Origin of the sequence: Pseudomonas sp. WS 5011 (assembly GCF_012985775.1) — a bacterium.
In the GTDB taxonomy this organism is placed as follows: Bacteria; Pseudomonadota; Gammaproteobacteria; order Pseudomonadales; family Pseudomonadaceae; genus Aquipseudomonas; species Aquipseudomonas peli.
The window spans coordinates 1-13,425 of the sequence record NZ_JAAQXA010000038.1 but is presented as its reverse complement, the minus strand read 5'-3'; the positions used below and the strand labels follow the sequence as shown (position 1 = coordinate 13,425).

10 protein-coding genes and 1 pseudogene are annotated in these 13,425 nt (G+C 56.8%); 2 read left to right on the top strand and 9 right to left on the bottom strand.

Annotated elements, in window-relative coordinates; genetic code table 11:
* Positions 1 to 127: 127 nt before the first annotated feature.
* The 4 genes and pseudogenes from HBN63_RS20725 to HBN63_RS20710 form a co-directional block, all read right to left on the bottom strand.
* Positions 128 to 1,006 (bottom strand): annotated as a pseudogene (locus HBN63_RS20725) (IS66 family transposase); the annotation flags it as partial.
* 62 nt (positions 1,007 to 1,068) lie between these two features.
* Positions 1,069 to 1,404 carry an IS66 family insertion sequence element accessory protein TnpB gene (gene tnpB, locus HBN63_RS22055; protein WP_095038628.1) on the bottom strand — a complete coding sequence of 112 codons (336 nt, stop codon included), beginning with the start codon at positions 1,402 to 1,404 and terminating at the stop codon, positions 1,069 to 1,071.
* Positions 1,401 to 1,733, bottom strand: coding sequence for a transposase (locus HBN63_RS20715; RefSeq protein ID WP_095038627.1), 333 nt, complete (start codon positions 1,731 to 1,733; stop codon positions 1,401 to 1,403). Before HBN63_RS20715 ends, tnpB begins: the two co-directional genes overlap by 4 nt.
* A 99-nt stretch (positions 1,734 to 1,832) precedes the next feature.
* A complete protein-coding gene (locus HBN63_RS20710; RefSeq protein ID WP_170050725.1) occupies positions 1,833 to 2,747 on the bottom strand; it encodes a hypothetical protein in 915 nt (304 codons plus the stop codon).
* A gap of 338 nt (positions 2,748 to 3,085) precedes the next feature.
* On the opposite strand from HBN63_RS20710, the gene HBN63_RS20705 reads away from it, so the two are divergent.
* Both HBN63_RS20705 and HBN63_RS20700 read left to right on the top strand, forming a co-directional pair.
* On the top strand, positions 3,086 to 3,790 hold the full coding sequence (locus HBN63_RS20705) for a response regulator transcription factor (RefSeq protein WP_196644563.1): 705 nt from the start codon (positions 3,086 to 3,088) through the stop codon (positions 3,788 to 3,790).
* Positions 3,787 to 5,592 carry a histidine kinase gene (locus HBN63_RS20700; RefSeq protein ID WP_024014389.1) on the top strand — a complete coding sequence of 602 codons (1,806 nt, stop codon included), beginning with the start codon at positions 3,787 to 3,789 and terminating at the stop codon, positions 5,590 to 5,592. The genes HBN63_RS20705 and HBN63_RS20700 overlap by 4 nt, the downstream gene beginning before the upstream one ends.
* An 18-nt stretch (positions 5,593 to 5,610) precedes the next feature.
* Here the strand turns inward: HBN63_RS20700 and HBN63_RS20695 are convergent, their stop codons facing one another.
* From HBN63_RS20695 to HBN63_RS20675, 5 genes are all read right to left on the bottom strand, one after another.
* Positions 5,611 to 7,977, bottom strand: a complete 2,367-nt coding sequence (locus HBN63_RS20695) for an MMPL family transporter (protein ID WP_024014388.1) — start codon at positions 7,975 to 7,977, stop codon at positions 5,611 to 5,613.
* Positions 7,974 to 9,110, bottom strand: coding sequence for a YCF48-related protein (locus tag HBN63_RS20690; protein WP_024014387.1), 1,137 nt, complete (start codon positions 9,108 to 9,110; stop codon positions 7,974 to 7,976). Before HBN63_RS20690 ends, HBN63_RS20695 begins: the two co-directional genes overlap by 4 nt.
* Positions 9,111 to 9,187: 77 nt before the next feature.
* Entirely contained in the window at positions 9,188 to 10,531 is a 1,344-nt protein-coding gene (locus tag HBN63_RS20685) for a DUF1329 domain-containing protein (RefSeq protein WP_024014386.1), read from the bottom strand.
* 15 nt (positions 10,532 to 10,546) lie between these two features.
* Complete coding sequence (locus tag HBN63_RS20680) at positions 10,547 to 12,376, bottom strand: DUF1302 domain-containing protein (RefSeq protein WP_051600791.1); 1,830 nt, start codon at positions 12,374 to 12,376, stop codon at positions 10,547 to 10,549.
* 492 nt (positions 12,377 to 12,868) lie between these two features.
* On the bottom strand, positions 12,869 to 13,315 hold the full coding sequence (locus HBN63_RS20675; protein ID WP_170050724.1) for a hypothetical protein: 447 nt from the start codon (positions 13,313 to 13,315) through the stop codon (positions 12,869 to 12,871).
* Positions 13,316 to 13,425: the final 110 nt, after the last annotated feature.

Genomic DNA, 13,425 nt, shown 5'->3' with positions numbered 1-13,425 from the left:
CATCATTTCCATACTGATCACCCTGTGTTCTCCTGCTCAAAAATTGAGCAGAAGCAGTTGAACACCTGGGTCAGTTTTCAGTCGGCAGAACAGCCTCTACTGGGTCAGTTTTCGGTCAGCGGCAACAGTCGTAAACCACAGCCTTGAGCGCCGAGAATGGCGTCGTGCAGTAGGCCCAGACGTAAGCGCGATGGGTTTTCTTCTCGCCCGGCGCGAGCATCTGCACCGGCGTTTCATCGGCGTGAATCACGCCCTGGGCCAGTACCGCCTCGCGCAGCGCATCGACCAACGGTTGGAGCTGAACGCCGGTTTGGCCGACCCACTGCGCCAGTGTTGAACGAGCGATGGTTAGGCCGGCACGGCCAAAGATTTTCTCTTGTCGGTACAAAGGTAAATGGTCAGCAAACTTGGCCACCATCACGTGAGCCAATAGTCCTGCGGTCGGGATGCCTTTGTCGATAACCTGCGCCGGCACCGGTGCTTGGATCAGCGTTTCGCACTGGCGGCAGGCCCATTTTCCACGGACATGCTGCTCGACTGTGAACACGCCCGGTGTGTAATCGAGCTTTTCACTGACGTCCTCGCCGATACGCTGAAGCTGGCAGCCGCACGCGCACTGGGTGTTTTCTGGCTCGTGACGGATCACGGTGCGCGGAAACTGCGCTGGTAAGGCTGCACGCTTGGGTTGCTGGCGTGGTTCGGCCGGCGCAGCAGGTGGATTGACCGCCTTCAGTTCGGCCTCGATAGCCGCGATATCCGTATCCAGCAGATCGTCGAGCAGGCTGCCCTGATCAGGGCTCAGTTGCTCGCTGCGCTTGGCAAACTTGTGCCGTTTAAGCAGCGCGATTTCGTGGCTGAGCTGCTCGATGACGGTTTGATCGCGGTGGATCTTCTTGCCCATCGTGTCGACTTGCTGTCCCAGAGAGTCAACCTGGAACAGCAACTGCGCAGCGAATGCACGCAGTTGCTCGGAGGTCATTTGGTCAAGATTGGGCGAGGAAGTCATGCCGTGGATTTTACCAAGGCAAGCCGCTTGCGGCAGTAGGCCAAGCAGATAATGGCTGCCTTTTAAAGCAGCGTGATTGCACCGCCAGCCCCAACACGTTGCCAGGGCAGGCCAAGCACCAAGGCCTGAAGTTGCTCGGCATCCAACGCCATCTCGGCGCCATGCCGAATGCCGGGCCAGTGAAACTTACCTTGATTTAAACGGCGCGCCGCTAACCAGACGCCAAACCCGTCGTGCACCAACACCTTCATACGCGTGGCGCGGCGATTGGCAAATAGGTAAGCGCAGTGCGGCTGCGCCGCACCGAACACCGCAATCACCCGGGCAAGGGCGGTTTCGGTACCGGCGCGCATGTCCATCGGTTCAGTGGCGAGCCAGATGGAATCGATACGGATCATCGCAGCAGGTCGCGCAGGAACACGGAACACGCGGCTGCATTTTCGGCAGGCCAATTCACAACGACCACACCTTTTTGGGACGGTACTTCGATTCGAATTATGCTGGGAAGCGTTTGATGCATAGCCACCGGAACCGGTGACTTGATCGGGATGAAGGAAGTTTGCAGGGTTAGACTTTTCTGCCCATGCAGCCGAATCCACTTATGGACGAGATTGGCGTTGAGGTTGTGGGTCAGCGCAACACTCGCAATCGAGGTGTCAGGCAGCGCACACTCGGCAACGACTTGGGCCTTGAAGGATTTGGAATAGGTACGGCGTTCTTGTTGCATGAGCGTCCCCTTAAAAAGGCTAGAAATGGTGTCCACTTAAAATCAGGTGGACACCATCGCCTTAGGCGACGCGCTCAGGTAGGTGTGTTGCCCGGACGGTTACATTAATTCGTCCCCATAGGAATACTCTCGGCCTTTGAAGGAGGCTGCATGCACGGTCACCATCAAAGTCGAGATAGCAACTGAATGCTCTGACTTGCTTCCGTCAGCTCGCAACACCAACCAGTCAAGGTTCCTTGCATAGCGAATGGCAACACGGCCGCCGCGGCGAGTTAGTGTCTCCTCAGTCCAGCGCGGAGATATCGTCCCATAGTCTGAATATCCGAGAAGCAGTCCGGGAGCGTTGGTATTCAGCGCGGCCCATAGAGACCAGTCTCGGCGTGGCAAGTTAGCTACCGTTTTTACGGCCGCAAGACTCTCGGGGAACGCACCTGATGCCACATGAATTTGGGAAAACCCTGCGTTCTTGAACGCCGCCATCATGCCTGTAAAGGCGGGTACCTCTGCGGCTTCCCAAGCGGGAGTAACACCTAGATCGACCATAAGATGAATACGGTTGCCAGGCCTTGATAGTACCTGTGCGGCCATCATCGTCTGGGTGTAGTGCTCAGCATTAACTGTTAATCCACTGATACGTAAGCGTAGGAAAATCTCAGGGAAGGATTGCACTAGACCAAGTAGCGCAGGGCGTAGCAGAGGGGCATCTAACGGATTGATAACTGGAAGAGTTGGAAAGCCGTTAGCTTTTGCGATCTGAAGGAACGCCTCAAATTCTAAAGGACGAATGCCAACGAGCCGCCCTTCGGGATTCGCATAATCTACCAATGCAGGGGCTCCCCAAGCTGTTTGGAAATTCCCTACCAGGCTGCTGTGTTGATTCGAGTGACGGACCTCGATGCAGGGGCGAACGTAGGGCTTAACGTCTCCCCGAGTCTGAAGCAGAGCTCTCTGCTCCCAGGACTGCCACTTAATGATCGGAATGTAGTAAGGGTGGTTGGGGAATCTAAGTGCCATATGCCTTCCTTGGGATCGCGTAGTGGTCCAATCGCTTTTATCACGAAGGGTGGCACTTTGAAATCACCGCAGATAGGTTGAGATCCAATTGCTATTCCGGCTCTAGCATTTGACTTAGCGTCGGGATCTTGCTGGCGCTGCTTAGCGTTCATCATTGATGGCGTCTGGTCAATTTGACGTAGTTAAGGCGCTTTCAGCAAGTTCCGCTTCTGGCCGCTCTCTGCCGGCCGTGACAGGAAGATGCGGGAAAAAAGCAGACATTATGCTTTTCATAGAGCATCTTCAGGCATCTGATAGGATCAACCAAATACCTACAATAATACTGGTCGTTTAACTTCATGAACGCGATGCACAGTTCTGACAATGTCACTTTTTCGGCACCTCCTATCAGCGTGGCAATTGCCGACGATAGCTACCTTATTCGCGAGGGCTTGTCGCAGATTCTTGCCCAGTCTCCAAGAGTTCGTGTAGTCGGGCTTTATGCTGACCCAACCGCGCTGCTTGCAGCGGTAGAAGCAAATCCACCACAGGTTGTCATGACAGACATCCGCATGCCGCCTACGCAAACGGATGAGGGCATGCGAGTAGCAGAACATCTGCGCCAGAGCCATCCGGATATAGGCGTAATCGTGCTGAGCCAACATGGCAGCTCACAGTATGCAACCGAGCTACTGGAGAAAGGGGCATCTGGGCGTGGATACCTGTTAAAGGATCGTATTCACGACCTCGATCATCTGGTGTCTACCATTCATGCGGTTGCAACTGGTGAGTGTCGAATTGATACGCAACTAATTGAATCCCTGCTGTCGCGCAAGCACCAGCGCTCCCCCTTAGAAGAGCTAACACCACGCCAGCGGGAAATCATGGCCGACCTTGCGACAGGTAAGAGCAACCTTGCCATTGCGCGCGACAGGGGAGTAACCCAGCGGGCGGTGGAAAAACATATAAGCGAGATTTTCGGCCGCCTTGGCTTGGCCAACGACGAAAGCATCAGCCGCCGGGTACAAGCGACGCTGCTTTATTTATCACGTAACGGCCAATGAAAAGCCTAAAACCCTGGCTCGCTATCCTCGGTGGAGGCACGGTAACCATAGTTGCCGGGATCATGGCGACAGGCGCGGGCTCGACACGAATAATCGACGCCTTGATGGCCGGCGTTGGCGTGATGTTGGTTTCCGGCGTGGCGATGACCGTGCGCGCCCGCTACCCACAACGCCCGCTCTGGATATTGCTCGGAATGCTCGCTGTAGCTTACGCGCTTCATCCCCTAATTTATTCGACCAATGATCTGCTCTATACGATTGGCAGAACCGTTCGCCCCTGTGCTGAAGCGCTGCTGGTGTGGGTGGTGCTGACCTTCCCGACTGGGCGCATCACCGACCGACGTGAGGGTATGCTGATTGGCGCAGCTATCGCTGCTATTGCCTTGCTATGGCTACCCAGCGTGATGCTGACTCCGCACGTGCCGCGCTTCGGCCCACTGCCCTCCTGCACTGACGTGTGCCAGGACAATTTACTGTTTATTGCCGACCACCCTACCTGGTCCAACCTCCTGCTGAATGCCTTTCGCATCGTCAACACAGGCATCCTGATCGCGACCAGCCTGTACTTGCTACAGCGACTGCGACAGGCCTCCACACTGATGCGTCGCTCGCTCGCCCCCGTACTACTCGCCTCTGTCGCCCGCACGCTATGCATGGCGTTTTTCCTGACAACCGGGACTGGCTTGTTGTTGCTTACCTTTACCTTCTGGGCCGTTCCGTTAGCTATTGCCTTGGGCTTGCTGCGCAGCCGGCTCTACACCGCCCAAGCGCTACATCGGTTAGTGACCGGATTAAGGCGCCGGCCGAACCTGCAAGGCCTGAAAACCATGATGGCGAATGCTCTGGATGACCCATCACTGGAGCTAGGTATTTGGGAGCCAAACACTGGGCGCTGGATTAACTCATCCCAACAAGTCGTGCCGTTACCCGAACCAAGTGCCAAGGAGCAAGCCGTACGCGTACTGCATGACCTCAATGACCAACCTAGCGCAATCCTGATTCATAACCGCGCCTTGTTGGAAGAGCCGATGTTGCTGGAGGCAGTTGTTAGCTCGATCCATAACGCCATCGTCAATTGGCAATTCGAATCTGCCTTGGCCGGTGCCCATGCCCATTCTGAAACTGTCGCGGAAGAGGAGCGCCGCCGGCTTGAACAAGACCTACACGATGGTGCACAGCAACGCTTACTCGCGCTGCGTATGAAGATCAGCGTGACCAGACGCCTGGTCGATAGCGATCCGAGCCGAGCGGATGCACTGCTAGTGGAAATGGCAACGGACATTGATGCCGCCATCACCGAACTGCGTACGCTGGCACATGGCCTTACTCCGCCACTACTGGCTGAGCGAGGACTGGCAGCAGCCTTGGGAGAGGCCGCCAATAATGCGGGCTTGCCAGTAGTCACGGACTTTCAAGCACCGAGACGCGAAAGCCCGCTCGCCGAACGAGCAATTTACTTCTGCTGTGTCGAAGCCCTACAGAACGCAGCTAAACATGCAGGAGCAGGGGCAACGGCGAAAGTTACATTGCGCCAAGAACGGGATGGGATTTCGTTCGCTGTGGTGGACAGCGGCTGCAGCAACAGGCACCCGCTGAATCTCAATGAAGGCCAAGGGATCGCCAGCATGCGCTCGCGCATGCTGGCGATAGGAGGAGAGCTCGAAATCAGCATCTCCTCAACAGGTGGTTTGAGCGTCGTCGGGCGAATCCCCTGCGCGAAGGACAATGTCCAGGGGATGGCGAAAAATAGCGCGCTACAGCTGCTTCCGAAGCACCATAAGCGAGCCTCTAACATGTCCTAAAGCTAGAGGCTTTCAGTTTCAGCGAGTTTCTTTATTGCACATCAGCATCGAGGCGATGGCCGGCAACAAAACCAGTGCACCTACCATGTTCCAGATGAAGAGCAACACCAGCAGCAGGCCCATGTCGGCCTGGAACTTCAGTGCCGAGAACGACCAGGTGGCTACACCCATGGCCAGAGTGATGCCAGTGAAGGCCACCGAGGTGCCGGTAGTTTTCAACGCTTCAAAGAACGCCGCACGGAATTTCAGGCCCTGGTGCAGAAAGCCTTCCATGCGACTGTACAGGTAGATGCCATAGTCGACACCGATGCCGACGCCGAGGGCAATCACCGGTAGCGTGGCGATCTTCACTCCCAGGCCCATCTGCGCCATCACCGCTTCGCACAGCACGGTTGACAGGTACAGCGGCGCCATCAAGGCGATGGTCACTTTGATCGAATTAAACTCCCACCAGACCACTAGCGAGATGATCACAAACACCAGGAGCAGCATCAGCTTCTCGGACTGCTCGATGACGATGTTAGTCGCCGCCTCAATGCCGGCATTACCTGCCGCCTGGAGGATCTCGAAGTCTCCTGTGTCGTACTGCTTGCTGAAGGCCTCGACCGCGCTGACCACCCGGGTCAGCGTCTCGGCCTTGTGGTCACTCAGATACAGGCTGATTGGCGCCACGCTGCAGTTGGGGTCGACGAACTCGGCAGCGACACCTGAGCGGGCATTGTTCATCACGAACTGATCGCGCGACAGTTCGGCCCACTTCGGGTTGCCCTCATTGCGCGCAAGGATGTTGAAGCGCATGGTGCGATAGAGCGACTGCACCGATTCCACACCTTTGACTTCACGCATGCTCTGTTCGAACTGGTTGGCCAGGTCGGCAGCGGCGAAGCGTGCGCACTGTTCAGCCGGTGTCTTGAACATCACTACATAAACATCAGTGCTGGTGCTGTAGTGCTTGAGCAAGTAAGCGTTGTCCTGGTTGTAGCGCGCTTCCGGACGGAACTCCGGTGCGCCCTTGTCCAGGTCTCCAATTTTCAGATCTTGACGGGCGTAGTAGCCGACGCCGAGCAGCATCACGCTGAGGGCGATCAGCGGCAGCGCCACGCGCGGTTCGACCACGGCCGACAGGCGGCGGAAGATAGGCCAGGACGAATTGGCTCGCTTTTCCTGCTCACGCAAGCCGCGCGGACTGATGCCGGCGTAGGACATCAGCACCGGCAGCAGGAACATCTTGGTAAAAATGGCGACGAACACGCCAATGCTGGCGGTGATTGCCAGCTGCTGGATCACACCAATGTCGATCACCAACAAGGTGATAAACCCCACCGCATCGGCCAGCAGCGCCGTGGTGCCAGGAATGAATAGGGCGCGGAAGGTGTGTTGCGCGGCAACCAGCGGCGTGGCGCCATGCCCCATCGCGCTCATCATCAGGTTAATGTTCTGCACCGCGTGGCTGATGCCTATGGCGAAGATCAGGAACGGCACCAAGATCGAGTATGGGTCCAGACCGAAACCGAAAAGGTGCAACAGGCCAAGCTGACAAGCCACGGTGAGCAGGCAAGTCACCACGGTTACTGCGGTACTGCGCCAGCAGCGGCAATAGAGATAGAGCATCAGGCTAATCAGGCCGACTGTGATAGCGAAGAACAGCGCGATGTCGGTGGCAGCGGCCAGCAGATCACCGATGATCTGGGCGAAGCCGATCACGCGGATATTCACGCCCTGTACACCGAAATGCTCGCGCACCTGCTTTTCCAGCGCTTGGGTAAAGGCACCGTAGTCCAGCGGCTCGCCGGTCTCTGGGTTCATCTCCAGCAGTGGCACCCGGATCACCGCCGACTTGAAGTCGTTGGCGACGAAGCTGCCGAGCATGTTGGCGCGCTGGATGTTCTGCCGCACCTGTGCCAACGCCTCTGGGCTCCCGTCGTAGGTGTCGGGAATCACCCGGCCGGCGCGCAAGCCTTCGGTGGTGACTTCAGCCCAGAGCGCGTTAGGGGTCCACAGCGATTTCAAATTGCCGCGATCGACGCCAGGGATGTAGAAAATCCTATCGTTGACCTCGCGCAGAGTCTCAAGGAACTCCTTGCTGACAATGTCGCCCTTGGGGTTTTCCACCACCACGCGCAGCACGTTACTCTGCGGCCGGAGCACGCTCTCAAACTGCAGGTAGTTCTGGATAAACGGGTGGCCGGTCGGGATCATCCGGCTGAAGCTGGCGTCTGGGCGCAAGCCCAGGGCCTGGTAGCCGAGCAACAGCGAAAGGACCAAGAAGAACAGAAGCACCACCACGCGATTGCGAAACAGTGCACGTTCGGTGAAACCAACCAGCCGCTGCAAAGCGCTGGTCTCAAGTTGCGGGCTAGACCCGTCGTTCAGTTTGGCATTCATTGCAGCTGCTCCTTGAGCTCTGCCAAGGGCATGGTGATGAGGCCGGCGCTACCAATCAGCGCCAGTTGCTCGGCAGACACTTGCGCCACGCCGAGCCAAGGCGCCTTAGCGGCCGCCTGCCAAACTTTGAACTGCTGGCCATCGGTGCTGTACAGCACCACGCCACCTTGCCCGGTCAGCAGCAAGCTGCCGTCCGCCAGTTGTGCGGCGCCGTACAGACCCGCGCGCACCGGCAGCGGGATGACCTGCCAGCTCAGGCCCTGATCCTGGCTGGCCAGCAAGGTACCGCCGAAGCCCAAGGCCAGTAGGCGGCCATCGCTCAGCTGCTGCAGTTTGTACAGCGAGGCCGGGCTCATTGGCGTGATCACTGTCCAGTGCTGGCCGTCATCACTAGAGCGGTACAGACGCCCGCCTTCGCCGGCGACCACTAGACTGCCGTCGCGCAGACCGAGGACCGCATTGAAGTGCAAACGCTCGGGGTTTTCCAGGGTCGAGACAAATTCCCAGCTTTTCCCGCCATCGCGGGTATGCACAAGGATCCCATAGGCACCAACCGCCCAGCCTTGCTGCGCATCGCGGAACCACACATCCAGCAGCGGGCGTGCCGGGCCTGACTCGATACCGGCTTTAGCATCATCGAAGGCGAAGATGACATTCTCCAACTCGGTATGCAGCGCCTCGTCGTCTGGCGCCGCCGCACTGGCTAATTCCAAACGCGCCATCTCGGCCTCGGCCCACTTCAACATCAAAGCGCTTATGGCACTGCCGTCGAGTTGCTTGCTCCAGGTCTTGCCGCCATCGGTGCTATGCAGGACCACACCGTCATGGCCGACGGCCCAGCCGTTGTTGGCATCGGGGAAATGCACCGAGGTCAGCAGAACATCGACCGGCACTTGTGCCTGCTGGATCTCGCCGGAGGGCGAGCGCAACAGCACGTGGCCGCTGCCCCCCACCGTCACCAGATAATCGCCGACCAACTGCCCATCGGTGAGGGGCGACTCGCTGGCTAAGGGGGAAATTCGGGCGGCGCGCTCAAGGCGATCGACCAGTGGCGCGGCGCTGAGCGGCAAGGCCGCCAGGCCGACAGACAACAGGCAGAGCAACCTCAGCGCTGGTTGGTTGTATTTTTTCATGGCCAGCGTCTCAGAAAGTAAAAAAGGGGGAAAGCGCTAACCGCTTTCCACCCAAAGACCACGGAGTAAACAGTTAATCAGCGGCCGCTGCGACGCAGAGCCGAGGGACTAAAATCTTTCAAGTTCGCCGGAACGTTGAACTTGATTGGGATCTCCTGGTTCTGCAGGTTAACCACTAGGTAACGGCGTGCCTGCAGGTCGTAGGAAACCTCACTTATATGAAAACTGGACAAAATGTCGTAGCGCTGCAACGCGTGGGCCTCATGAAAGCGCCAAAGTTCGCCACGACTGTCATAAATGTCCGAGGCCAGGATGCTCCAGCTGTCCTCGTCGAGATAGAAGACCCGCTTGGCGTAGATATGCCGCTCACCCGGCTTCAGCGTGGCCTCGACCACCCAGACGCGATGTGGCTCGTAGCGCAGTAGGTCCTGGTTGAAGTGGTTGGGCTGAATGATCTGCTCGTACTTCAGCGAAGTATCGGCCAGCTTGTAAGTGTTGTAAGGCACAAGCATTTCTTTTTTGCCTACCAGCTTCCAGTCGTACTTGTCGGGCGCGCCGTTGTACATGTCAGCTGAGTCGTTGGTACGCAAGCCATCGGAGGCACCTGGCGGCGTGTCATAAGAGAACTCGGGCGCGCGCAGCACGCGCCGCTGCCCTGGGTTGTACTGCCAGGCCAGCCGGGACTCCTTGGTTTGGTCGAGTGGCTCATGCACCAGAGTCTGGCTGCCGGCGATACTTTCTGGGGAGGTAACGCTATTCCAGAAATAGTACAGCCGGTTCGGCTCCGGGTTGGTCATGCTTGAGGCCATGGCAAATTTTCGCATTCGGCGCACCGGAGTAAATGAGCCGTTGGCCTGCACCACCATTTCAGTCGGGTAATCGAGAAAGCCACCGGTACGATAGCGCGTCAGGTGGTTCCACATGGCCTCCAGACCCGACTTGGGAATAGGAAAAGGCACCGAGGTTTTCTGATAGTTGACCATGCTATCGCCGTTAAGCTCGAGCTTAGCGGCCTCTTCGCGGATCAGCTCGTACTCGTGCTGGGGCAGCGCAGCAGTGCGATGACTCGGATAGACGTTCAGCTTGTAGCTGGGAAACTTCGCCAGCAGCGCCTTGTACCCTGGCATCAACCGGTCGGCATATTGCGCCATGTTGGCCGCTGTAACGGTGTACAACGGTTGTTCATTCGCGAAGGGATCGATATAACCCTTGGCCGCACTGTAACCGGCCGGCGGCTGGGTAAGGCCACCGCTCCAGGCAGGAATGCTGCCGTCGGCATTGCCCGCTTGCTCGGCGCCGGTGGGCGTCAGGTCTTGGCCCAAGCGGGCAATTTCACTGGCATCCAGCTTGGCCAGGGCCGTTGCACTGGTTAGGCTGAGAAGGGTGCCGAGAATGGCAGCGGAGAGAAGATTCTTGTTCATTGGATTACCTCGAGATCAGAAGCCCATGCGCAGGTTGAACGCGACGAAATCACGGTCGGTCACTACGAGCGGCGTATTACCGGTACCAGACCAGGACAGTTCGGCCGAATAGTTTTGCTTGTAGCTAGCCCTTACCCCCAGCGAACCCAGCAGTCGGTCTTCGACGAAGTTACCGTCGTGGGACCAGCCCTTTACGTCCTGACCGAAGGTCATAAATGGCGATACGTTGACCCCGGCCAGCAAACCCGAATAATTCAACTGGGCACGCAGGCGATAGCCCCAGGAAAGGTCCGTGACAAAGCCGTCACGGCTACAACCGATTTTTTTGTAACTTTGCTCTGGCACCCCAGCGTTGCAGCCTGGCGAACCAATCCCCTGGCCATCAGCCATGTTGCTGCCGTATGCCTCGGTTTTCCCGTAACGACGCTCACTCAGCGCCGGCAAGTCATGCATGTACTTCATCGCGACCTCACCGGTTACATCAAGACCATCCGCGCCCAACACTCGGGGGAAGCTCTTAATAAACCCAAGTGACAGCTGCGACACCTCCAGGCGGTCATAACCATTGATCAGCGAGCCGGGGGCGGCAGCCTTCATCTCCCCTGCCAGCGGTGCACCGGGAATGAGTAGATTGGGATTGCCGAAGGTGCTCGGGATGGTGTCGCCGAGGGAAAGCCCCACGGGCTGATTCGGACGGTAGCTGTACTCGCCGAACACTGAGGCACCCAGGAGGCTGGTGGAAAAACTAAGACCGAAGATGCGGACGTCCTCGGGGAAGGCCATGAAATACTTGGCGTTGGTGGCCTCCTGACCTGCGATCCAGCCCGCTCCAACCGCAGGGCGCAAGTCGGTGCGCGCGCGGTTCTGCGGGGTGCGCGAATGGATATTCATGGCATAGGCGCCGAACTCGGTGCTTATGCTGTCGGCGAAATAGCGCATGGCCATACCAAACTGACCGCTGTCAGATGGCTCGTCGTCCTCCAGCCGATGCACATAGAGGCCCTTGGCATAACCAGCCTCATCATTAGGGTTGGCAGCAATACCGCCCCTGGCCAAGCCGAAACATCCATCCTGGATCAAGTCGTTGCTAGCAAAGTAGGTACCGCAACCTTCCAGAACGGTCTCACGCCATTGCAACTGGTAAAACACCTCAAGGTTGAGGCTGTCGGTGATACCGAAGTTGGCGAAGAGCAGTGGCACCGGGAGTAGAGCTTCCTTCAACTGAGAGCCCGGGCGGCGTAACGCGGCAAGATCCACTGGGTTGATCGAGTTGAGGCCATTCTGGAAGAACAACCCCTCGCCCCAGTTAATTACCTGATTACCGCCGCGTAAGTGCAACGGTCGCTCGCCGACTTCGAAGTCACCAAATACATAGGCATCCAGCAAGGCAACGCCTTGGAACTTGGCCAGATCGTCGAAGCCGCTATCGTTGAGCTTGGCACCCACCTGGTAACCATTGGCTGAATGGCCATGGTCGACCTCACGGTTGTTCAAGGTGTAGTCGTACCAGGCCTTACCGCGCAGAAAGACCCCATAATTACGCCAGTTCAACTCGGTTTCCGCCAATAGGGTGATCGGTGAAGACACCAAATTGCGCTTACGAAAATTCAGGCGGCCGTCATCACCGTTACGCGCACCTGAAGGGTTGAACTCACCAGCCGAGCCGTAGCCGATATGATCAGCATTACCCTGAAAAATCAGGTTTGAATCGGGTTTCTCAGCATTCCAGATTCCACCCACACTGATGCTACCGTTGGCGCGCCCCGTGATTTCACCTAATGCAAACTCACCCGCCTGAGCCTGCAGTGAAATCATGAGCGCTAGCGGGGTTATGCAAGCTGTCATCTTCAACAACAACGGATTAATCAGGCCGGACTCACTTCTTTCAAATCTCACGAAACAGCCTCCTATTTTTATTATATTTACTTCTATTTAATCGGCGATTATGGATATCGCACCAGATTAATTTGCTGCTTATAAAAACACGAATCAAACATATCTCTAGCGGCTGCCAATAGCATTATTACCAGCGAGCGCCAAATGCGTCATTTGAACACTTACCTGAAATAGCCATCACTAACCCCACAAGGTCTCACCGAAAATCCAGACACCATTAGAGCTATGTGACGAATTAAGTAATCGACAACTACCAACAGCTTTTTCATTTCAAATTAAAAATCTTTACGCGTAAAAAACAGCAATAAAAAACAAGCAACTTGAAAGCTTTAATTATCCACGAAAAAATTAAATTAATCGCCAGCCAGCCTAATCGCGACAGGGCTCTGGAAACATCAGGAACCCCGCCGACGACCAAGAAGCTATATTGTTTTAAGCCACTTAACGTTTCTCTACTTGGCAAGGAACTGCCGTCTCGAACGAAGAAACTGTGGTGTAGCGAGCACGCGGGAAGTAGTCGCCCATATCCTGCTGGATAGTTTCTTGCGACTTAATATTCTGCACTGCGTGTTTGAACTCACCACGGCCCAGCATGTTGCGCAGAACCAGGAAACTCAGATCCGGATCACCGGTACCGTCGCCCACATCCGCGATTGGCAACCAGGACACACCACACTCGTTGATTGCATTGCGTGGGCGGTCACTTTCGCGACTAAGTACCAAGGTGTAGTAGCCGTTAGCGTCCACCGGAATCTGCTCATCGAACAGACACTTATTGACCCGACCAGATGCGTAGCCCTGCTGAGAGCACCACGACCAGTAGCGCAGATCACCATCTTCAAACTTGGTGTTGCCGTTATAGGTCTTTGGCGGTAAGCGTCCGGCCAACTCACCTTCCGAACTCCAGCATTAAGGGCGATGGTGTCCGCGTATTTTTAAGCGGACGCGATAGCCCTTATCGCCGGGATTTCCATGCGCCAACGAAGCTCTTACCCCAA